This window comes from Paraneptunicella aestuarii, from assembly GCF_019900845.1.
Taxonomy (GTDB): domain Bacteria; phylum Pseudomonadota; class Gammaproteobacteria; order Enterobacterales; family Alteromonadaceae; genus Paraneptunicella; species Paraneptunicella aestuarii.
Genome location: NZ_CP074570.1, coordinates 3,483,401 through 3,506,441, shown reverse-complemented (window position 1 = coordinate 3,506,441; position 23,041 = coordinate 3,483,401). Strand labels below are relative to the sequence as shown.

General features: G+C 42.8%; 19 protein-coding genes. 14 read left to right on the top strand and 5 right to left on the bottom strand.

The window, feature by feature from the left end; genetic code table 11:
• Nucleotides 1-2 precede the first annotated feature (2 nt).
• Together KIH87_RS13315 and KIH87_RS13310 are read left to right on the top strand one after the other, a co-directional pair.
• Nucleotides 3-1,316, top strand: a complete 1,314-nt coding sequence (locus tag KIH87_RS13315) for a glycoside-pentoside-hexuronide (GPH):cation symporter (protein WP_232358354.1) — start codon at nucleotides 3-5, stop codon at nucleotides 1,314-1,316.
• 342 nt (nucleotides 1,317-1,658) lie between these two features.
• The gene (locus KIH87_RS13310; protein WP_232358353.1) at nucleotides 1,659-3,221 is read left to right on the top strand and encodes a family 16 glycosylhydrolase; all 1,563 of its coding nucleotides are present in this window, start codon (nucleotides 1,659-1,661) and stop codon (nucleotides 3,219-3,221) included.
• A 144-nt stretch (nucleotides 3,222-3,365) separates the two neighbouring features.
• On the opposite strand, the gene KIH87_RS13305 is transcribed toward KIH87_RS13310, so the two are convergent.
• Nucleotides 3,366-4,373 carry a LacI family DNA-binding transcriptional regulator gene (locus KIH87_RS13305; protein ID WP_232358352.1) on the bottom strand — a complete coding sequence of 336 codons (1,008 nt, stop codon included), beginning with the start codon at nucleotides 4,371-4,373 and terminating at the stop codon, nucleotides 3,366-3,368.
• A 326-nt stretch (nucleotides 4,374-4,699) separates the two neighbouring features.
• On the opposite strand from KIH87_RS13305, the gene KIH87_RS13300 reads away from it, so the two are divergent.
• The 8 genes from KIH87_RS13300 to KIH87_RS13265 all read left to right on the top strand — a co-directional run bounded on the left by KIH87_RS13300 (nucleotide 4,700) and on the right by KIH87_RS13265 (nucleotide 12,068).
• On the top strand, nucleotides 4,700-5,146 hold the full coding sequence (locus tag KIH87_RS13300) for a CreA family protein (protein WP_232358351.1): 447 nt from the start codon (nucleotides 4,700-4,702) through the stop codon (nucleotides 5,144-5,146).
• Between the two features lie 59 nt (nucleotides 5,147-5,205).
• Nucleotides 5,206-5,502 (top strand): YebG family protein, encoded by a 297-nt coding sequence (locus KIH87_RS13295; protein ID WP_232358350.1) that lies wholly within the window; start codon nucleotides 5,206-5,208, stop codon nucleotides 5,500-5,502.
• Nucleotides 5,503-5,750: 248 nt separating this feature from the next.
• A complete protein-coding gene (locus KIH87_RS13290) occupies nucleotides 5,751-5,993 on the top strand; it encodes a YdcH family protein (RefSeq protein ID WP_232358349.1) in 243 nt (80 codons plus the stop codon).
• Nucleotides 5,994-6,494: 501 nt separating this feature from the next.
• Nucleotides 6,495-7,376 (top strand): 2-keto-4-pentenoate hydratase, encoded by an 882-nt coding sequence (locus KIH87_RS13285; protein ID WP_232358348.1) that lies wholly within the window; start codon nucleotides 6,495-6,497, stop codon nucleotides 7,374-7,376.
• Nucleotides 7,377-7,594: 218 nt separating this feature from the next.
• Nucleotides 7,595-8,437: a sulfurtransferase gene (locus KIH87_RS13280; RefSeq protein WP_232358347.1), complete on the top strand. Its 843-nt coding sequence runs from the start codon at nucleotides 7,595-7,597 to the stop codon at nucleotides 8,435-8,437.
• Nucleotides 8,438-8,464: 27 nt separating this feature from the next.
• Complete coding sequence (locus KIH87_RS13275) at nucleotides 8,465-9,160, top strand: DNA alkylation repair protein (RefSeq protein ID WP_232358346.1); 696 nt, start codon at nucleotides 8,465-8,467, stop codon at nucleotides 9,158-9,160.
• Between the two features lie 29 nt (nucleotides 9,161-9,189).
• A complete protein-coding gene (locus KIH87_RS13270) occupies nucleotides 9,190-10,335 on the top strand; it encodes an alanine racemase (RefSeq protein ID WP_232358345.1) in 1,146 nt (381 codons plus the stop codon).
• Between the two features lie 191 nt (nucleotides 10,336-10,526).
• Entirely contained in the window at nucleotides 10,527-12,068 is a 1,542-nt protein-coding gene (locus KIH87_RS13265; protein WP_232358344.1) for a methyl-accepting chemotaxis protein, read from the top strand.
• Between the two features lie 88 nt (nucleotides 12,069-12,156).
• Here KIH87_RS13265 and KIH87_RS13260 read toward each other — a convergent pair whose 3' ends face one another.
• Nucleotides 12,157-12,465, bottom strand: a complete 309-nt coding sequence (locus KIH87_RS13260) for a hypothetical protein (protein WP_232358343.1) — start codon at nucleotides 12,463-12,465, stop codon at nucleotides 12,157-12,159.
• 193 nt (nucleotides 12,466-12,658) lie between these two features.
• On the opposite strand from KIH87_RS13260, the gene KIH87_RS13255 reads away from it, so the two are divergent.
• From KIH87_RS13255 to KIH87_RS13245, 3 genes are all read left to right on the top strand, one after another.
• Entirely contained in the window at nucleotides 12,659-13,093 is a 435-nt protein-coding gene (locus KIH87_RS13255; protein WP_332460717.1) for a globin domain-containing protein, read from the top strand.
• Between the two features lie 96 nt (nucleotides 13,094-13,189).
• On the top strand, nucleotides 13,190-14,239 hold the full coding sequence (locus KIH87_RS13250; RefSeq protein ID WP_408635814.1) for an FAD:protein FMN transferase: 1,050 nt from the start codon (nucleotides 13,190-13,192) through the stop codon (nucleotides 14,237-14,239).
• 30 nt (nucleotides 14,240-14,269) lie between these two features.
• Nucleotides 14,270-15,937 carry a Na/Pi cotransporter family protein gene (locus tag KIH87_RS13245; RefSeq protein ID WP_232358340.1) on the top strand — a complete coding sequence of 556 codons (1,668 nt, stop codon included), beginning with the start codon at nucleotides 14,270-14,272 and terminating at the stop codon, nucleotides 15,935-15,937.
• Nucleotides 15,938-15,978: 41 nt separating this feature from the next.
• On the opposite strand, the gene KIH87_RS13240 is transcribed toward KIH87_RS13245, so the two are convergent.
• The 3 genes from KIH87_RS13240 to KIH87_RS13230 form a co-directional block, all read right to left on the bottom strand.
• Complete coding sequence (locus tag KIH87_RS13240; protein WP_232358339.1) at nucleotides 15,979-19,089, bottom strand: efflux RND transporter permease subunit; 3,111 nt, start codon at nucleotides 19,087-19,089, stop codon at nucleotides 15,979-15,981.
• Between the two features lie 4 nt (nucleotides 19,090-19,093).
• On the bottom strand, nucleotides 19,094-20,146 hold the full coding sequence (locus tag KIH87_RS13235; protein ID WP_232358338.1) for an efflux RND transporter periplasmic adaptor subunit: 1,053 nt from the start codon (nucleotides 20,144-20,146) through the stop codon (nucleotides 19,094-19,096).
• A gap of 70 nt (nucleotides 20,147-20,216) precedes the next feature.
• Complete coding sequence (locus tag KIH87_RS13230; RefSeq protein WP_232358337.1) at nucleotides 20,217-20,801, bottom strand: thymidine kinase; 585 nt, start codon at nucleotides 20,799-20,801, stop codon at nucleotides 20,217-20,219.
• Between the two features lie 399 nt (nucleotides 20,802-21,200).
• Between KIH87_RS13230 and KIH87_RS13225 the strand changes: the two genes are divergently transcribed.
• Complete coding sequence (locus KIH87_RS13225) at nucleotides 21,201-22,883, top strand: response regulator (protein WP_232358336.1); 1,683 nt, start codon at nucleotides 21,201-21,203, stop codon at nucleotides 22,881-22,883.
• Nucleotides 22,884-23,041: the final 158 nt, after the last annotated feature.

Sequence of the window (23,041 nt, the reverse complement as noted above, 5' to 3'; positions counted from 1 at the left end):
TCATGTTAAAAGCCAAAGAAAAAATAGCGTACGGGTTGGGAGACACTGCCAGTAACATCGTATTTCAGACGGTGATGATGTTTTTGGCCTATTTTTACACGGATATTTTTGGTTTATCACCCGCGCTTGTTGGTATTTTATTCCTTTCTATTCGTATTCTTGATGCGGTGACCGATCCTTTAATGGGGGCTTTGGCTGATCGTACTCGCAGTGTTCATGGGCAGTTTCGTCCTTATCTACTCTGGCTGGCCGTGCCTTTTGGCTTGATCAGTGTTTTGGCTTTTACTACACCGGATCTGTCAGATAATGGCAAGATCATCTACGCCTTTGCGACCTATGGCTTGCTGATGATTGCCTACACCGCCATTAATATTCCCTATTCCGCTTTGGGAGGCGTGCTTACCAAAGAGCTGGAAGAGCGTGTTAGCGTACAATCTTATCGTTTTGTGTTTGGTATGCTGGGCGGGCTGTTGGTGTCTGCTTTTACCTTGCCGTTGGTGGAGTGGTTTGGGCAGGGCGACAAAGCCAAAGGATATCAGTTAACCATGATGGTGATGAGTGCTGCTGGTGTGTTGATGTTTTTTGTTTGCTTTTGGGGAACCAAAGAACGGGTGACTCATGCAGAGCAACCAAAGACACACTTGAAACAGGACTTAACGTTACTGTGGCAAAATGAGCAGTGGCGAATACTGTGTTTGGCTTCTCTGGTATTGCTTACCGGTATGGTGATACGTAATACCTTGGCTGTGTATTACGTGAAATATTACCTGCATCGTGAAGATCTGATTACTGCGTTTATTACTTTGGGAATGATAGGCAATATTCTTGGTTGTGCCTGTTCCGCCTGGATGGCGAAGCGAATCTGCAAGATTAAACTGTATCGAAGCTTGCAGATTATTGCTGGTGTTGTCAGTGCTGCTAGCTATTTTGTGCAAGATAATATGTTGATTCTTGCCTTTATTTGCCATGTGCTTTGGGGCTTCTTCCTGCAAATGGCAACGCCTTTGTTGTGGGCAAAAATGGCGGATGTGGTGGATTATGGTCATTGGAAAACCGGTCATCGTTTAACTGGCGTTGTTTACTCTACAATTGTATTTTTTATTAAGCTTGGGCTGGCTTTTGGTGGCGCTATCGCCAGTTGGTTATTAGCTTTCTATGGCTATCAAGCCGATGTAGAACAGAGCTTGTTAACTCAACATGGCATTCTTTTTTCGTTTACGGTTATCCCGGCGATCGCATTTTTTGCTGTGGCTTTTGTGATGAAGCCTTATGCATTGGACAGCAAGAAAATGGAGTTGATACACAAAGCGATTTAATTGTTTTCTCAAAGGCCGTTTTCGTTGATTCCATGTTCACAATATTCCGGCTTTTTTCAAGTTGTTAACATTCCCTGCTGAAAGCGTTTACATTTTGATCGATATATGGCTATTATTATTACCGTATTCGTTTTTCTCATTCCTGTCTGATTTAATTATTTTTATTCAAACATGTTGTTTTCGTAAAATTGCCAGTGAAAATGAAAGCGTTTACATTTATTGTTGAAGTCTATGAATATTATAAAAGTGATAAATGAGTGAATTACCGGAAGCCATAACAAAATCAAGGAGCTTTGATTTTTAAAAATCATTTATCAATGACAAAAAAATCGGAGAGCTGCTATGAAAAAACAACAAGTGTTGAAGGGCACAGCAATCATCAGTGCATTAACGGCTGCATTGGCATTTACAACTACAACAGCCTATGCCGCACAGTGTCAAACCTTGGTTTGGAGTGATGAATTTAACGGAACTCAATTAGATACCACCAAATGGGAAGCACAAATTGGTGATGGTTGCGACATTGGGCTATGTGGCTGGGGTAACAATGAGTTGCAATGGTACAAGGCTCAAAATGCCACTGTTAGCAATGGCGTATTAAGCATTACAGCAAAAAAAGAGCGAGTAAGAAGCAAAGGTTACACTTCGGCTCGTTTACGTACCGCTAATATGCCGAATGGTGGACAGTGGACAAATGGACGCTTTGAAGCTCGTATTAAAATTCCGGCAGGGCAGGGGCTTTGGCCTGCGTTCTGGATGTTACCAACCGATCCGGATCAGGGTTGGCCAATGAGTGGCGAGATCGACATTATGGAATCAACCGGGCAAGCGTCTATGCTGGCTCATGGCACTATTCATTTCGGCGAAGCCTGGCCGAATAATTCTTTTTCGGGTGGACACATCTTAAGTCAGCCTGATTTATGGTCTGATGCTTTCCATACTTATGCGGTGGAGTGGACGCCTAACGAAATCCGCTGGTATCTGGATGACGTTTTGTATTCGAAAAAATCACCGGCTGATATGGCAAACCCTGCCTGGTGGACATTTGAAGATTATCAGTATCATTTCTTGTTGAATGTTGCTGTTGGTGGCAATTGGGGCGGAACGCCTGATGACTCGATTTTTCCGGTGGCAATGGAAGTGGATTATGTCCGTGTTTACGACTTAGGCCAGCCTTCTATTGACGGGCCGCATATTGTCGCACCGGGTGAGGTGGCTACCTATAAAGTGATTGACGAAAACGGTACAGGAAGCACTTATTCCTGGTCGGTTCCAGCTGGAGCTACCAAGTCGGGGCAAGGTAACAGCATAACGGTTGATTATGCCAGTGCAACGGCTGGGGATGTTTCGGTAACAGTAACCAATAGCTGTGGTACCCATAGTTTGACGGTTCCGGTATTTATTGAGCCGAATCATCCGGTAGAAACGGTATTAGATGATTTTAACGGTAGCTCGGCGGTCACTTATACCTACAATGACGGAACATTCAATGTCAGCAATGGTGAACTGGTTTATACGCGTAATAGCTCAGCTCAATGGGATGTGATTGCTGCTGACACTTCGGCTATTGCCAACGCAGGTGCTTTTGTTTCCGGTGACAAGGCTTTTACCATGGATATTAATAATGTTGACCCGGCATTGATTGGTAAGCAGATTTTGGTTCAGTTAGAGAACAATGCCACTGCAACGCCGAGCAATTATCCAACGGGACGACACAGCAAATATGAAGCATTTATTGAACACGCGAATGGATGGCAGACTTTGCGCTTTAGAATGGCCGATAGAATTGATGCTGGTACGGGTGATAATCAGGTCAGCACTATCATCATTCTGATTGATCCTGACTCATTTAGCAGTGATACCTATATTATTGATAACCTGAATATTTTGGGTAACGGTCAGTAAATTAATCTAAAACAACGGAGCAAGCATCTCGCGGTGCAGTATCAGAGATTGTGAAAGCATTACTCGTTAATAGAGATGCTTGCTAATTTCACCCGATTTTCCCTTCTTGATTTATTCCTTTCATTTTCGCTTTTGGCTGGCAAATTACTTTTCTGTTGGAGAAGCAATGCTGTCACGTTTTACCAGATAAGGTGAAACAATCTCTGTAGAAACCTCGTGATTTTGACCATAGACATTTTTCAAAACCCATCTTGCCGCCATTTCGCCGATTTCTCTTGTGGGATAATGAATCGTGGTTAAACGAGGATAGGTAAACGCTGAAAATTCGATGTCGTCGAAACCGATCACTGAAATATCTTCGGGAATACTCAACCCTCGTTCTCTAATTGCGTTGCAAGCGCCATAAGCCATTTCATCATTGGCGCAAGCCAGTGCGGTGAGTGTTGGATGATTGTCTAATAGAATACTGGCGAGTTCATAGCCGGATGCGGCTTGGAAATCCCCTTCCTTTAACCAATCAGCATTAAATGGGATACCGGCTTCTTGTAGTGCTTTTTTATGTCCTTGTAAACGCTCCTCAGCATCCACTTTCCAGAGTGAACCAGATATGTAGCCGATATTTGTATGACCCTGATCAATAAGTGCTTTAGTGGCAATATATCCGCCATGAACATTATTAATACCGATGCAATGCTGAGGAATAGCATCAATATGGCGGTTAACCAGAATAAATTTAACACCTGATTTAGCCAATTCAATCAAGTAGTCGTCTTCAATTGCTTCGAGGTGTAATATCAAAGCGTCACAACGTCGGTCGCGTAAAGAATCAATGGCGTTTATCTCATCTTGCTGATTACTGTGACCGGCAGAAATGAATAAGTGTTTTGATGACTTACGCAAGATGTGCTCAGAACCTGATAGCATGGAACCAAAGAAAGAGCCGTGTAATTCAGGAACCACATAGCCAACAGTATTGCTCTTGTTAGACGCTAGGGATTGAGCGATAAAATTGGGACGATACCCCAGTTTTTTCATTGCCTCTTCAACACGAATACGAGTGTGAGGTTTAACTTGAGCAGTGTTGTTAATCACACGAGATACTGTTGCCAGAGATACCTCGGCTAATTCTGAAACTTCTTTGATTGTTGCCATACTATTTTTGTGTTCTCTCTATTCTCAATTCAAGGCTATAGCTGAAAAGCATCACCTTAAATGAGATGAGATCTTGTCCTGTATTCAATTTGCCAATTGGCATGTTCAAAGCCTAACCCAGTCTATTGAGGCAGCTAAATAATTTTAAGTCAACAGCAGGATAATACCTTAATTGCCGAAACGTAAAAATTTAGCTGATATTTTGTATAGAAGGGTTCATAACTGCGCCATGCTGTTATAGCCTTTAGTAATGTATATTGGTGTGAATTCAAAGGTATTCTAAGTTTTGTTTTATCTGAGATGTTGTCTCTGAGTGGGGTAATGAGATGTTTAAAAAATATGTGATGGTTTTGTCTGTGTTATTGGGATTGGCAGCGTGTACCGATTCTGACTCTGTTAGCACCGGGTTGTTCAGCGCCACAACGATTGATGTTGATTCGTTTAATGACCCTCAAATTCCAGGGATCACTTGTCATATTTCTTCGGTAAAAGCGCATTTATCATTGAGTGACCCATCGAACATGGCCATAGCTTGTCGTCAAACAGGTGAATTGCCGGAAAATTTACAGCAGATGGTGAATTTGGAAGAACCAAAACATGTATTTCGTGATTCAAAGTCTATTCTTTTTAAATCACTGAAAGTTCGACGTACTTTTGATAAAGAGAATCAAACTATCATTTATTTGGCCTATTCAACTAAAGAGACGACGGGGAGTTTTAAAAACTCAATATCAACAGTCCCGTTGTATGGTAGTAAGGCATATAAAAAATAACTGTACAAATAAACAGTGTGTGTTAAGTTGTTTAACAAATTTATTCGGGAGTATAGACGATGGCTATTATTACAAAGTATGTGGTTGAGCATAAAGGGGTTGAGAAGTTGGTCACTACAGATAAGAAAGAAGCTGACAAATACGACAAGATGCTGGAAGTGGCTGATAACCTGGCTGAGTATATACAAGCGAAAGGAATTGATTTGGACGAAAAATTGATGGAGCAATTATCGGTCATGTTGTCGAAGAATAAAGAAGTGGTGGCGAAACTCTTTAAAGGTGTGGATGCTGCAACCGTATTGAAAGAAGAAACCGCCGAAATTGTGAAGTTGGAAAAAGCAAAATCAGCTGGATAAAAACTTTCGGGTAAAGAGAGCAGGAGTATTTTTTAGTTATCGTTTGCGAACATTCAATTCAGGATGAATTTAATGACCTAAATCAAAATATTGGCAAATCAGGTTGGATACACTAGGCGCAGATAGTTTGGAATAACCTTTTAATCAGCGTGTAGCATTATTATTAGAGAGCATAAATTCAGGCTCTAAAGCACACTCTGACTCTTTGCTTATTTTAACTGAAATTATGAACCACTAAGGAGGCAATCATGCCCGTTTCCAACCACAGCCTCGCTAACGAATTACCTGAATATAAAGACAAAATTCATGAATTGAAAATGAGCGATAATCACTTTCATCGTTTGCATAACGAATATGATGAGATCGATCACGAGATCCACCGAATTGAAAATGGCACTGAAAATACTTCTGACATGTATCTTGAAGACCTGAAAAAGAAGCGTCTGTATTTAAAAGACATAATGTTCGATATGCTAAAGAAACAAGCTTAATCGTTTTGAGGTGAGTTGAACTAATGTGATTAGTACAAGGGCTAGCTGCCAGAAAGGTGCTCCTTGTATGTGGGTTAATCCAAATTAACAGAAATTAACCGAAATAATATTAAGTTCGCTCATCTATCCAATAAGCCTCTAACGTAGAAGACATTACAAGGCGTAAGCTTGTACGTTAATTTTGAGCTTATTTCGCCTTACGGCACACCTATGTTATGGCACTATGTTAACCGCAGTTTCGTTTTTTTGAGATTGCGGCTTTTTGTTTTTATAAGCCGAATTTCCTAAGCTGCATGACCAGAATTCTACATAAGTAGAATTGACCCAGGAATAGGTTTTGAAATAGCTATTTCAGCGATTTTTATGTCTCCCAAATCAGTATATTTTTTATTTTTTCCATTTTTAATAATCAGACTTGTATAAAAAATAAGCCAAACGATTGGCCTATTTGACGTCTATCATAGTAGGATAAGCGCATTTATCACAGGACGACTTTCTATTATGGCCAGATTGAGCTTCATTTTTGTATCCTTGAGCATCCTTTTGCTTTCCTCCTCTGCTTTTGCTAATTGCCTTAAAGATAATGAGATCGAACATCTGGTGAGCCATTTCCCCGACAAGCCTGTTGGTAATCTTGATGAAATTGAGAGCTTGGATGATGCCTACTGTATACAGGGAAAATATGTACAAATGTTAAGTCAGCATTTGGGTAAGGAAGAAGGCAAGATAGTTGGATACAAAATAGGCTTTACAGGGAAAGCTGGACAAGAAAAATTTGGCATTTCCGGACCAGCTTTTGGCGTGCTGATGGAAGGCATGTTTTTGCAAAACCATAGTGAAATAAGTGCTAACTTTGGTTTTCGACCCATGATCGAGCCTGATTTGATGGTGACAGTGAAAGATGAATCTATTATGTCTGCCACAAGCTTAATGGATGTTGCCAAAAGCCTTGATATGATCTTTGCATTTATCGAAATGCCAACAATTCAATTTCCATTTAATAAACCTTTCGATAGCCACCAATTGGTCGCATTAAACGTAGCGGCAACCAAAATGGTGCTTGGTGACGGGATCAAAGTTGAGCCAACCCAGGCGTTTTTGGACAAGCTTGCACAAGCCACAACAGAGTTTACGGATAGTACAGGAAAAATGATCCAGGCTGCCCCGGTTAAGAATCTCATGGATCATCCTTTTAATGCAGTCTTATGGCTGGTTAACGAGTTGAAACGTCATGGTAAGAGTCTGCAAAAGGGGGATCGTATTAGCTTGGGCGCAGTCGGGAAATTATTCCCGTTGGCAAATGAAACTCGCACTTATAACTATTCCATTAATGGATTGAGTGAAACCCCCTTGCAAGCTGCAATAACGGTTAAGGCGGTATAGACACAAGTTAAGGGATGGGACTGACTTACAATTAATTGGTGGCTATAACGTCACTGGTTCAGAAATTCGTTCATTCGGCATGGTTTACTAAACGTATTGTATTGACACTTTTGTTAACGAAAACTAATAACATTTTGAAGTAAAACGGCTATTCACTTTCTTTTAAATCTCATTATAGTTATTCCACTTTTTTCTCACCGCGACTTGCCCAAATATTTATGCGTGACTTCAAACACTTAGTATCAGCCGACTGGCTATTGCAGCACCTTGACGATGACAATCTTATTGTTTTGGATGCCAGTATGGAGAAGCCCTTGCCGGGTAAGAGTAATACTGTAGGTGAACAGGCAATTCCGGGCGCAAAGCGTTTTGATTTCGAGAATGTGATTTGTGATCTGGAAAGTGCTTTGCCCAATACCATGCCCAAGGCTGAATGTTTTGAGCGAGAGGTTCGTAAACTGGGTGTGAATAACGACAGCACTATTGTTGTTTACGACAACATGGGCGTTTATTCATCGCCCAGAGCCTGGTGGATGTTTAAAGTGATGGGACATGACAATGTATATGTTCTGAACGGTGGTCTTCCTGCGTGGATAGCTGCTGGTGGCGAAGTTTCAGCCATTTCAGAACATTCTCATGATGGGACGTTTGAAAGCCAGCACCAGCCTGAGAAAATAGTGTCTGTAGAGGCTGTGCTGTCTAATTTGGAACAGTCTCATTCGGTTATTCTTGATGCGCGCTCTGCGGCTCGCTTTTCTGGTGAAGATGCCGATCCCAGACCTCATGTGAAATCGGGCCATATTCCCGGATCCAAGAGCATGCCTTACACCAGTTTGCAGTCTGATGGTCACATGCTTCCTGTCAGTGAACTACATGATCGATTTTTGGCATTAGAACTAACTCCGAATGATTCAATTATCTTCAGTTGTGGTTCGGGTGTAACGGCTTGTATCTTAGCTTTGGCAGCTACAGAAGCCGGATTTTCTGAGCTTGCGGTTTACGATGGATCATGGTCTGAATGGGGAACAGGAGATTATCCTGTGGAAACCGGAATTGAGTGATTTTTTCAGTTTGAGCTTATTACCAAAATGAAAGTGCAGACTGAATTCGACGACCTTCATCCTTTTGTCAAGTTGGTAAAAGCCAGGCTTGAGCAGTCTGCTGATCCTGGTAAAGCAGTCCAAATGCAAGCTTACATGAAAACTTCACAACCGTTTTATGGTGTACAAGCTGCTGAGCGCAAAAAGCAAATATCAGAGATAAAAAAGCAACATCCACTTTCCTCATTTGACGAGTATCAAACTATTATCCTCCAGTTGTGGCAAAGTCCGCACCGCGAAGAAATGTATCAGGCGTTGGAGGTGGCAGAAAGGTTCAGGCAATTTAGAACCCCTGAGGCTATGCCTTTGTATGAGTATTTAATTGAGACCGCGAATAATTGGGATACTCTTGATTGGATTGCGACCAAGCTGGTTGGTGATTTGGTGTTGAAGCATCCTGAATTGGAATCTTTCTTAATCACATGGCGGGAGCATTCCAGTTTTTGGGTCAGAAGAGCCGCTTTATTGGCACAGTTGAAACATAAAAAAGATACAAATTTACAATTACTTGCCGATAGCATAACTGCCTTGATGCATGAAAAAGAATTTTTTATTCAGAAAGCAATTGGTTGGGTACTGAGGGAATTAGCGAAAACAAATCCTGATTGGGTAAGCATGTTTGTGAATCAGCATGAAGCTCAATTATCGGGATTAAGTAAACGTGAAGCGTTGAAATATGTGTAACCAGCGGGCTGGAAAAACAGGTTAAACGAATGGCACTGATTGAAAATTTACCCACACCTTCTTTGCTGGTTGAGCACGAACGACTACAACACAATATTGCTGTGATGAAAGCGAAAGCCAACCGTTTTGGTGTGTCATTACGCGCTCACCTTAAAACCGCTAAATCTTTAGATATTGCAGCGATGCTCTGCGATTCGTCTCACTCTGGTATTACCGTCTCAACCTTACAAGAAGCCGAGTATTTTGCGGCGGGAGGCTATAAAGATATCCTGTATGCCGTCTGTCTGGAACCACGAAAATTTGAACGTGTAGCAAGATTATATGCTCGGGGTATTAGCCTTAAGGTTATCGTTAATGATATGGTAGTGGCGCAACAGCTTGTCGATTGGAGTAATGCTCAACAAGCGTGGGATTTTCAGATTCAATGTTTGATTGAAATTGACACCGACGGGCATAGAACAGGAATCGCGCCTGATTCTGAAGACTTATTGCCGATGGGGCAACTTTTAGATTCTGCGCAAAATATCGAATTTTGTGGTGTGATGACGCACTGTGGCAGTTCTTACAATTGTCATAGTCTCGACTGCATTAAAAACCTGGCTGATCTTGAGCGAGAGGGTTGTGTCCTGGCTGCACATCGTCTCAGAGAAGCAGGGATCAAGTGTGACACTGTAAGTGTTGGCTCTACGCCGACTATGGTGGTATCTGAGAATTTTGAAGAAGTAACTGAAATTCGACCTGGTGTATTTGTTTTTTATGACCTTTTTCAATATGGTTTGGGCGTTTGTTCGTTGAATGATATCGCCTTGAGTGTTTTGAGCGCCGTGATTGGACATAATCGTCGAACAGGAAAAATCTTTCTGGATGCCGGCGGGCTTGCGCTATCGAAAGATAGGGGAACCGCAGGGCAAAATGTTGATTATGGATATGGATTGGTGTGCAATCTGCAAGGTCAGGTTATACAAGAGTCTCTGATTGTCGAGGATGTTAATCAGGAGCATGGCATTGTGAGTGTGTCGGATGACTCGTTATTTGAGCGTTTTCCTATAGGAAGTCTGGTTCGAATATTGCCTAATCATGCCTGTATGACCGCTGCTGCATATGAGTATTATGAGATCGTTAAACAAGGGAAAGTGATTGATCGGTGGAGCAGGTGTAATGGATGGAACGAGTAAATTAAACAGTCACTTGGCAATTGTGATAAATAGGTTGATTCTTAAGGTAACTATGTGAAAAATAGGTGCCTTTGTTGAGATGGCTTACACCTGAATTGTTGCTGAGTTATTGCTGTAAATAGCAATGCAATGAGTTTGGATTTTGACCAATAGATCTAAAAAAAGCGTTAACAGTTTCTGGTAAAAATAATATGAGTAGACGAAATCAAAGTGTGGTTAATGAAGAAGTGGAATTTGGGTCTGATGTTGAATTAGTCTCGACCACTGATTTACGCGGTATAATCACATATGCAAATGATACTTTTTGTAAAGTTGCTGGCTACGAACGTGATGAATTGTTAGGCAAGAATCACAACATTGTAAGACATCCTGATATGCCCAAAGAGGCATTTAAAGATTTATGGGACAAATGTAAAGCGGGCGAACCTTGGCGTGGCGCTGTAAAAAATCGCTGCAAAGATGGTCGATATTACTGGGTTGATGCATTTGTAACCCCTGTTTATGAAGACGGTAAAGTTGTTGGGTATCAATCAGTTAGAAGTCGATTGGACAACAACATCAAACAGCGTGCTGGCGAAGCTTATAAAGCGGTTAACAGTGGTCGTGCGTTGGTTAGTAAATGGACGCAACCTTCTGTAAGACATGGTGTTTTTGCCCTATTGAGCATCGCATTAGTGGCACTTGCAATAGTTACTGGTGGATGGTGGCCTTTGTTGCTCTCTCCAATTCTTCCATTTGCTATTTATTATCAAGAACTGGTTTCTGCCCCATCATTTAATGAAGAACTGCGTAATGATTACGATAGTGTTTCAAGATTTATTTATTGTGGAACCAATTCCCATAGCATTCCTAATTTCCATCTGCACCTGCAAAAAGGCAAGGTTAAAACCATTATTGGTCGAGTCATTGATAGTACCGATGGCTTATATGCTGGCGCCAAGAATTTGAGAGAAGCTGCTCATAGGGCGAAAAAAGGTGTTGAAGATGAAGCGCATGAATTACATCAGGTAGCGACATCTATTGAAGAGATGGTATGTACAATTGAAGATGTTGCCAGAAGCACAACAGATACATCTGAGAAAGCTCGTCAGGCTCATTCAGATTGTGACACTGCAACTAGCGCTATGGATCAAACCATGGGTAAAGTGGTGAGTTTGGCGAGTGAAGTTGCAAAATCGGCATCTGCTGCTGCTGAATTAGCAGAAGAAGCGGAACGTATCGGTACTGTTATGCAGGAAATTCAAGGCATTGCTGATCAAACCAACCTGTTAGCGTTGAATGCGGCAATTGAGGCTGCTCGTGCGGGTGAACATGGTCGAGGTTTCTCTGTTGTTGCCGATGAAGTACGCGCATTGTCGTCCAGAACTCATGATGCCACTGAGCAGATTCAAAAATCTATTAATGAAATTCAGCAAACCTTGTTGCAGTGGTCTCAAACCATGCATCGTGGAAAGGTTGCGGCTGACGAGTGTGTAGAAGATACTCAGGCTACGCAAAAACTGGTTTCCAAAGTGTATGCGGCTATTTCTGATATTGCAGATTTAACCACGCAAATTTCTACTGCGGCAGAGCAACAAAGCTCGGTTTCTCAAGAGATTGGCAAGAACGTACACAATATCAATAGTGTGTCTCAGGAAAACCTGCGTCAGGCCGAATCTGTTGAAAGAGAAGCGATTGAGATCGACAGAGGTGCTCGCAAGCTATCTTCTTTAGGGCACTCATTTGGTTCGTAATATTCAATGAGTGCTTAGTATGAAAGAGGTTCCATTAGTGGAACCTTTTTTGTTTGTGGGTTAGAAAAGTAAAGAATGCTTTTTTAATTCACTTCTTATCTTCGCGATCGTTGCTTTTATGTCGCTCTTTCAAATCTTTAAATTCTTCCAGTAGAGCTGCAATTTCCTCGTCGTTGCCTACAAAGAAATGTTCTTCTGATTTACCAACTTGTTTGGCGACTTCCTGTAATGAACGACTCCATTTGTTTTCCAGGATGTTTATTTTATGTTCCAGATCATGCCAGGAATCTTTAATTTCCATACTCATCAAATGTGCCTGTAAGGCCAGCTCGTCTTTGATGTGAGCAAGTTCTTGAACTAGTGTGGTCATTTTACTTGTTGAATCGGGTTTACTCATGATGGAAGTTCCTTGTTATGGCATGTGAATTACAGCCAATCTAGTCGTAATGATATTTCAGTACAATTATTGCAGTTGTATTAAATCTTGCTTCATCTCAAGAGATAAATATTCTGTGTTCCTACAACAAAATATTGTTGTTTTGGATTTTATTGCTACATTAAATGAGAAATGGAATTGAGATGTATTACTCATGAATGAACGCCAAATAGAGCTTGTACAGCGATCTTTTATGCGATTTGCCTCGTGCTCGGTAAATTGTTCAACTTCGTTTTTTCTTCACGTTTTTAGCTTTCATCCCGAGCTACGACCACTTTTTACTGGTGATATAGAGCGCCAGGGCATTATGTTTATGAAAGTGGTGTCTATGGCGGTTAATAGCCTTTATGACATGGATTCTATACTTCCAGCATTAAGAGAGCTGGGCAAACGACACATAGAATATGGCGTTCAGCCTCATCATTATGCAGCCATTCGAGAGAGCTTTATCTGGATCCTGAAACGAGAGCTGGCGGAAGGATTTACGGAAGAAGTGGAACAGGCATGGGGATGCGTATTTGATTTGATCGCGGTTAATATGATGGGTAATGAAATGGAACATGATAAAGCCTCTACTTCATCCGATTAAATCCACTCGAATTGAGAGTAAAGGAAAGAGGTTTACTTTACGTTTCTGAGCGTTAAGATGTGCGAAATTCTTGCAGTTGTCAGTCCGAAACCTTCTATGTACCCAATCCCTCGTATTAGTGCGTTTTCCAAAGCGATATCATTATTCCCATGGTTGTTATTTGTTGTTGTGCTTCAAGGCTGTACTCAAAATGAAGTGCAACGAGTAAGCCTGCAAGGCAAGACGATGGGAACCACCTATCATATTTCCTATTTACCAAGTGATCTATCGCCTTCACCAGAGAATGTTCAAGCGGAAATTGATGCTCGTTTGGTTGAGGTGAATCAGGTGGCTTCCACCTATATTAGTGATTCTGAATTGTCTTTGTTGAATCAATATCCTGCTGACCTGGTTTATCCCGTTTCTGATGACCTCAGACTTTTGCTCAAGGAATCCATTAATTTAGCTCAGCTTACAGGCGGTGCATTGGATGTGACGGTTGGCCCATTGGTTAACTTGTGGGGATTTGGACCCGACAAAAAGCCTGTGAAAGCGCCGTCTCCAGAGCTGATATCAGAAACGAAGCAACGCACTGGAATTGATAAAATTCAACTAACCGAGCAGGGCGTGGTTAAGTCTCGCGATGATATTTATGTTGATTTGTCGACCATCGCCAAAGGTTTTGGGGTTGATGAAGTGGCTGACGTACTAGAGTCTCATAATATCCATAATTATCTGGTTGAAATTGGTGGTGAACTTCGAGTTAAGGGCAAGAAAGAGCAGGAGCAGGATTGGCGTGTGGCAATCGAAAAGCCTGTCAGCATGGAACAATCTGTTCAGAAGATCATTATGCCTCACGATAATGCCGTAGCGACGTCAGGCGACTATCGTAATTATTATGAATTTGATGGTATTCGCTATTCTCATATTATCGAGCCAGATACGGGCAAACCGATTGCGCATAAGTTGGTGTCGGTTACGGTTGTACATCCTTTGTGCATGATTGCAGATGGCTTGGCGACCGGGTTTATGGTGCTGGGATCTGAAAAGGGAATGGCTTTGGCCAATCGCGAAGGTTTGGCAGCTTTGTTCATTGAAAAGATGCCTGATGGAAGCTTTAAAGAAAGCTATTCTAACGCTATGACCCCTTTTCTTAACCTACAGTAAGACAGTGTTAATTTTCTTTCAGGAGCCTTCATGGGATTGACTGAGATTCTGGGGTTTATTGCCGGAATAGGTATTTTTCTGTTTGCCATGCAACAGTTGGAAAATGCCTTGCAGACAATAAGTGGTAAAGGTCTCAGCAATATGCTGCATAGTGCTACCGACTCTTCTTTAGGCTCTATTTTAAGTGGCACTGTTGCTACCGCTATTTTGCAAAGTAGTTCTATGGTGGGTCTGATGGTGCTGGCAATGGTAGGTAGTGGCTTGCTGCCTCTTGCCAACGGCGTGGGCATGGTGATTGGTGCCAATTTGGGCACGACCATTACCGGCTGGCTAGTGACCTTGCTGGGCTTCAAACTGGACTTATCCACTTTTGCCATTCCTGCCATGGGATTGGGTGCCATTTATTCTTTTATCTATAGTGAAAACCCGAAACAGAAGGGGCTAGGCTTAATGACCTTCGCCTTGGGATTGTTGATTTTTGGGCTAGACGTTATGAAAGATAGTGTTGCTACTATTGCCGATAGCTTTGAGCCAGAAAAATACGCCAACTTGCATAGTTTCGTATTTTTACTCATGGGTGTCATGTTTGCCGCTATTATTCAATCCAGTTCGGCGACCATGATGATTACCCTGAGTGCATTGCATGCAGACCTGATTACACTACAAGCTGCTGCCGCTATAGTTATTGGTGCAGATTTGGGAACTACAAGTACCATGTTGTTGGGCGGGCTTCGCGGTAGTAGCAATAAGAAACGGGTTGCCATGTCTCATGTTTTATTTAATTTGGTGACAGCTGCCGTTGCTTATTTTCTGATCTTGCCGTTTTTACCAGATTTGTTGGCTTTGGCTGGTTTAACGGATCCGCTTATCAGCCTGGTTGCCTTTCACAGCTTTTTTAACTTTCTTGGCGCAGTGCTCATGCTGCCTTTTATTGGCACTTTCGCTCGTTATTTGTCTGGTTGGTTCCAGGAGTCATCACATCCTTTATGCAAATATATCCATGAAGTACCCGCAGAGAATAACCGGGTAGCCTGGGCTGCGGTGTCCAGTGAAATAATGAGGCTCTGGGACTACGTGTTAATACTGAATGCCAAAGTGTTAGGTATTAAAGATTTGCCCAGTGATGGCCGAGAAGAATTTCCCAGTGAGCTGAAAGGCTATGCGCAGCAGTATTCTTACACTAAGGATTTAGGCGGAGCTATTAGTGAATTCCTGCTGGATATTGAACACAGGATCAAACACAAGGAAGCTCATAATGATATCGCTTTGGTGCGTTGTCAGAAGTTGCTTAAAACCATCCGTAAAATGCATTATGCCCTGAAATCGGCAAAAGATATTCGGGATGATTTAGCGCAACAAGAGGTTTCGGTTGCCCGTACGATAATCAGGATACTGACTCAGCGAACCGAGAGTGATGTTGGTAATATCAAAGTGTTGGATAAGATAATTCATGCAGACACCTCAGCCCCTTGGGAAGAACCTTGTGATGATATGATCATCAATATCACTCAGCATCATGATGAGTTCGTAGTGTCTTTATATGAGCTGACTCAGCAGGACGAGTTAGACAGTCAGCAATTAGCCACGCTGATCAATGTGAGCAAGCATATACAGGAAGGTGTGAGGTTATTAGCTGAGGCTGTTCGCTATAATCAGCAATCAAAGATCAATAAATCCGGTATTCAAATCATAAACTAAGGGCGCCTGAATTAGCGCCCTTGTTGTTTTGACTTTTCTCTTTATCCCTCTTCGCCTTTCACGTAAGGGATTTGCTCTTCCAATTCAGCAATCTTATGGGCTAATTGTTGCGGTGAACCTGTGTTTCTGGCCAGCCAGTAATAGGCGGTTGGCACGACAAACAGGGTCATAAAACCTGCGACTAACACGCCGGCAAAGATAACCATACCAATTACTGAGCGGCTTTCCGCTCCTGGCCCTTGAGCCAATACCAGAGGAATGGAGCTAAACACTGTGGTAAAGCCTGTCATAACGATAGGGCGTAAACGTAGCGCCGATGCCCTTAGCAGCGCTTTTTCAAACTCATAGCCAGCGTCTCGTAACTGATTAGCAAATTCGACTATGAGTATGCCGTTTTTCGCCGCGAGTCCGATTAGCATGACGAGTCCAATCTGGCTGTAGATGTTGATGGTCATATTGGCAAAATAGAGCCCGGCGAAAGCGCCTAATAAGGCGAGAGGAACGGTCAGCATGATCACCCAGGGGTGAACAAAGCTTTCAAACTGGGCTGCCAGAACCAAAAAGGTGATGGTGAGAGCCAGAGCAAAAACAAACAGGATGGAATTGCCTGAATCTTTATACAATTGCGATTCGCCGCTGTAATCAATGCTGACGCCTTCTGGCAAGTTTTCAGCAACAACCTGATTAAGATAATCCAGCGCTTCACCCAAGGTGTAGCCCGGCGCCAGGTTCGCTGTAATGGTGATGCTGCGCATTCTGTTATAACGGTTCAACTGAGCTGATGTGGCTTGCTCTTTCGTCGTCAGCAGGTTATCCAGCGGGATTAATTGCCCTGAAGTTTTAGAACGTACATAGATGTTCTCAATGTTGTCCGGGCTCTGGAAATCGCTTTTTTCGCCTTGCATGATGACATCGTATTCTTCACCACGATCAAGATAGGTGGATACACGACGTTGCCCCAGCATGGTTTCAAGTGTACGGCCTACATCGCCAATAGAGACGCCCAGGTCGGCGGCGCGTTCGCGGTCAATATTAACCAGTAATTGTGGCCAGGTTTCCTTGTAGTCGGAATCCAATCGCAATAGCCCGGAGTTAGTCCGTGCTTTTTCCATAATGATGTCACGATATCGTGCTAACTCTTCGTAGGTATTACCTTGTAAGACAAACTGCACTGGGCGTCCAAGTCCGCGTCCACCCAGGCTGCTACGCATGATGGTGAAGGCTTGAACGTCGGGAAGTTGAGATAATCTGCCACTAATTTCCGACATTAAATCAAAGGTAGAGCGCTTACGTTCTTTCCAGTCAACCACCCCCACAACCGCAAAGCCTGCGCTGCCACCGAAACCCGGGGTACGAACAATTACCCTGTCGATTTCGTTTTGCTCTGTGTAGTCCAGCAGAATGCTTTCTATTTTACGCAGGTTAGCAGCATTACTTTCAAAGCTGGCGCCTTCTGCGGCTTGCATCATGATAAAGAAGTTGCCTCTGTCTTCTCTTGGCACGAATTCGGAAGGAACTTGCTTAATCAAGCCGTACAGAGCGACGATACTGAATAACAATAATAGCGTTGTCACGATAGGCTGATGAATAGTGTTTTCCAGTACCTTGCTATAACGACGCTCCAGTCTGCCAAAGAGGGCATTCATGCTATTGCTTAGCCCGGATCCTTTGTTTTGCTTGCGCAACCAACGAGAAGCCAACATGGGGCAGAGCGTTAGTGCGGTAAAGCTGGAGAATGCGACCGCGGCGGCAATGGCGAGAGCAAACTCAGTAAACAAACGACCAATGTTACCTTCCAGAAAAACCAAAGGGACGAATACGGCAATCAGCACCAGTGTGGTTGCGATTACGGCAAATCCGACCTCTCTTGTACCGCGATAGGCTGCCAAAAGCGGTGGCTCGCCAAGCTCAATACGGCGATAAATGTTTTCTAATACGACGATGGCATCGTCTACAACCAGACCGATGGCCAGTACAAGCGCCAGCAAGGTTAACAGGTTGATGGAAAAGCCTAATCCGTACATAACCGTAAATGCGGCAACCAGGGAAATTGGTACGGTCACGGCAGGAATCAGCGTTGCACGCACATTGCCCAAAAATACGAATATCACCAGTACCACCATCGCCATGGCGATAGCCAAGGTGTTATACACTTCGTTAATGGATTCCTGAATGAAGATAGAGGTATCGTAGCTTGGAACAATAAAGATGTTTTCTGGCAAGGTTTGAGTAAGGTTGTCGATTTCTTGTTTCACACCTTGAGCAACTGCCAGGGTATTGGCTTTGGATTGCTTGATAATACCCAAGCCAATCATGTTTTTGCCATTGCCCCGGAATTCGGTTTCGTCGTCGTTAGAACCTAATTCAACGCGAGCGACTTCACGCAGTTTCACCAGATAGCCATTGTCGCCTTGCTTTATGGTCAGGTTGGCGAAATCTTCTGGTGTCAGGAAGGTACGAGCGACACGTACTTCAAAGTCTCTTAAATGCGATTCTACTTCACCGGCGGGTAATTCTACGTTCTCAGAACGGATCACATTTTCGATGTCGGTGACGGTAATGCCACGAGCCGCCATAGCGTCGCGATCCAGCCAGACACGCATGGCGTATTCACGTCCACCGCCCAAGCGAATACGGGCTACACCGTCTACGGTAGATAACTTGTCTACGATAAAACGATCAGCATAATCGGTGAGTTCTAAGACTGACAGATTATCGCTGCGCAAGTTATACCAAACGATGACATCTTCATCCGAGTCAGACTTAAACACTTCTGGTGGATCAGCCTGTTCAGGTAGATTGTTTAAGGCTCGGCTAACACGTTCACGTACATCGTTAGCGGCTGCGTCTACGTCTCTGGACAAGTTGAATTCGATGCTAATGGAAGAGCGTCCATTACGACTTGTCGAATTAATGCTTTTGATGCCTTCAATACCACTGATCCTGTCTTCCAGAAGCTGTGTAATGCGAGACTCAACAATGGAAGCCGATGCGCCGGGATAGTTGGTGTTGATAGAGACAATAGGCGGATCGATGTCTGGGTATTCGCGCAAGGAAAGCAAGCTGATGGCGACGATACCAAATACCAGCAGCAGGACATTAACAACAGTGGCAAAGACCGGGCGTTTTACCGATAAATCTGACAGCAACATGTGATTAACCCTCTACAGGATTGACTTTACTGCCGTCTTGCAGTCGTAAAGTGCCTTCAACAACGACTTTGTCTCCATCGTTCAATCCTTCGACGATTTGAACCAGTCCGGGACGACGCACACCAATTTTCACTTCAACCTGTTTGGCGACATTGTCGGCGTCAACGCGATAGACATATTGTTTATCTTCAATAGGCACTAAAGCTGACTCGGAGACAATCAGAGCGTCCAGCGTTTGTTTTTTTACTGTGACTTTTAATAACATCCCGGGGCGAAGGGCAAGATCTGGGTTGTTAACCAAAGCGCGGACATGTACTGCCCGGGTAACAGGATCAACTCGCGAAGAGACATTGGAAATGGTGCCACTGAACACTCTATCTGGATACGCGATAGTGGTTGCCGTGATGGGCTGTTTATTGGCGATGCTGGGCAAGTGTTCTTCTGCAATATTGAAATCGACCTTAATAATGCTGAGATCATCCAACGTGGTAATAACCTCTCCCGGGCGAACTAATGCACCAATGGATACCTGACGAACACCCAATAAACCAGAAAACGGAGCGTTGATGGAACGGTCTCTTAGCTTGGATTTAGTCACTTCCAGTTGTGCCGTGAGAGCATCCACTCGCGCTTGTTGCTCGTCGAGAAGTTGTACCGAAGCTGCGTTTTCATGAGCCAGTTCTTCAATACGTTTTAATTGACGTTTGGCTTCTTTCAGATTGATTTTAAGTTCCTTAACTCGCGCTTTTTCTTCTTCCGCAGTGAGATAAACCAAGGGTTGGTTTTTCTCGACCAAATCACCGTCATCGAACAAGATATTATCAATCGTATCGGTTTCTTGAGCGGTAATGGTGACCGACTCATTGGCTTTGGCTGTGCCAAGCGCAGAAACGATAATCGGCAGAGCTTGATGTTGCACCGATTCCAGTTTTACAGGTGTAGGCGGACGCTGACGATTTTGGTTTTCAGCCTGTTTTGGCATAAACAGATAGAATGCCAAAGCAGCAGTGATAATCAATGCGAATACCAGAGGTGAAAAGAGCTTACGTTTAGACATACAATCGATACCTGAAGTTAACGTGTTTTCCGTGCAGAACCTGAACGATTTAATTATTGAGTATAGGTACTTACCAGATTAATTCCCGGAAATGCTTACGGCACATAGACTCGTAGCTGTCATTTCCACCTACTTGAACCTGTTCGCCATCTCTAATGGGGTGCCCTGAACTGTCACGACGAACCACAAAGTTTGCTTTGCGTCCGCAATGGCAGACGGTTTTCAATTCAACCAGCTTATCAGCCCAGGCTAACAAATAATGGCTGCCTTGAAAGGTTTCGCCTTGAAAGTCGGTTCGTAACCCATAAGCTAAAACGGGAATATCAAACTCATCGACGATGTGTGTGATTTGTTTGACTTGTTCTTTTGTTAAAAACTGGGCTTCATCAATTAAAATGCAATCAATTCCGGGATGTGAGTCTGTTTTTTGAATGTTTCCCAGTAAATCCAATAAATTGGTTTCTGGTGAGTAAAGATGAGCTTCGGCTTGTAATCCAATTCTGGATGATACTTTTCCAATGCCGTATCTGTCGTCTAACCGGGCTGTAAATATTTCCACCTGCATACCGCGCTCACGATAGTTGTAGGCAGACTGTAGCAGGGTTGTAGATTTGCCAGCATTCATTGCTGAGTAATAAAAATACAGTTGTGCCATAAGTACTTATTTATATCGCGGGGTGGCATATTGTGCCTTAAGCATGCGCCAGGGGTACATCTGAAAATGGCAATTTTTGTAAAATTTTACAAATTGGCACGTTTTCATATGATCTTTGAGAAATTACTTTTCCGGCTCTTGGTGTATCCCTCATCATTCTGATAATTTCTGTTTTATTTCTCGGTAGTTGCGGTAATCTTAATTTGCATTGGGAATAAGAAATGTGCATCCCAAAAAGATAACTTCTATATTTAATAATAAGATGTGAGTGACGCGAACATTTTCTTTAAAGTGTTTTCATTGCTCGCCGACTAAATATGCATTCGCATCGCTTGCAAGCTACATTTATAAATGATGCGATGTTGGTAAGTCTTCTAGCAGTAAGATAGGACAATTCGTTTGATTGAAATTCCAGCGATAAAAGAACAGCATGAGCTGAATGTTCTTATTATTGATGACCAAATTTTGGTACACGGGGTCGTTAAGTCGGCATTATCTGAATTAGGAATGAGGAATGTTAGAACTGCTGAGAATGCATACTATGCTGCAAGGTTATGCAGTGAAGTGCGTTTTGACATTATTCTTCTTGCCTTTAACGTTAAGAGTGATAAAGACGGTTTTCATCTTTTGGAAGAACTGAAACTTAAAGGCCACATTACCAAAACTACCGCCGTTATTTTTCTGAGTGCAGATACTGATGCTTCACTGGTTAATTGTGTTATCGAACTTCAACCCACGGATTTTTGGGTAAAACCTCTGGATTTAAAAAAGGTCACAGAACGGTTAAGACATGTGCTTGCAGTAAAAGACAAGCTTTATCGTTTACATTACTGTATGGATCATAAGGAATATGCTTCGGCCATATATTTTGGTGAGCGTCAGTTAAAAGATCCGGCTTTGACAAACTATTATCCGCATATCAACCGACTGATCGGTGAATGTTTGATGCACTTGCGTGAGTACGAGGAGGCTGAGAGGTTTTATCGTAAATTGGCGCAGGAAAATAAGTTCGGTTGGGTGTTGATTGCTTTATCGCATGTGTTGTTGAAGCAAGAGAAGGAAAAAGAAGCGAGTGAGCTTATTCATGAATTGAAAAAGCGAAAAGATACGTGTTTTCAGGCATATGATTTGCTGGCTCAATATTACATCGAACATGAGAATTACTCACAAGCTTATGAGGAAATGAAAACTGCTACTGAAATGGCGCCTCGTAACATTGAGAGAAACAAGAAATCTTGCAACCTGGCGCGACTGAATCACGACAAGTTGGGGCAGTACATTGCCACTCAGAATATGGCTAAATACGCCAAAAATTCGATTCATGACACTCCTGAGCTAATGCTTAATGTGGTGCGTGCCGGTATTGATTTGGCAACCACATTACCAGAAGCAGAAGCGTCCAAGATTATTCAAAAATCTGAGCGATTCCTGGCTCAGAATCAGGCTGATTATGCCAAAAAAGGCGATTTTAAAGAGCAGCTGGCTATTATTCAAATTCGTATGCTGAGCTTGCGAGACGAAAAGAAAAAGGCTGAGCAATTGCTCAAAGAAATGGTGACTAAGGAACCATTTGAGTCAGTTGAAGATAATCTGGATAAAGTCAAAGCTTTTCATGAGCTTGGTTACCGAGAAGAAAGCCTTAAATTACTGGATCATATTAAAGATCAAATTGCTGGCGATACTTTTGCCAGCAATGTTGTTGCTGAATACATCAAGCAAGAGTCTCTGGAACGAAAAGATATTCACTTCACACCGAAAGAGCTTAGCGCCATGGCGACGGAGCATTACAAGCAGAAACGATTTGTTCCGGCCTATATGGATTTAAGTAAGGCTTTTACCCTGTCTCCTAACAATAAACAGGTTGCTTTAAACCTGTTGAAAACATTGGTGGCTTTGTTTGAACAAGGGGCTCTGGACAAATCTCAGAAGGAAAACGCCGTAAAAGCATACGATTTGCTTAATCAGTCTGAACTGCCAGAGGAGCAACGCCAGAAACTGGATGAGTACAGTTCGCTTTTGGAGTTGGATGGCTTTTCCAAAATATTGCAGGAAGAGGCCGAAAAGGCCACTTTGGATACGTGATTGCCTTCATTTGTCTCATTGGACAATGATGTCGCCGTTAACGTCTAGTTCGGCTTTTGGCGAGTCTGCGATAAATTTCAACGTATGAATGACAGTTATGCAGATTGATTGAGTAAAGGAATCGATGCCTTCTTTTAGCTTAAAAATAAGGCATCTAT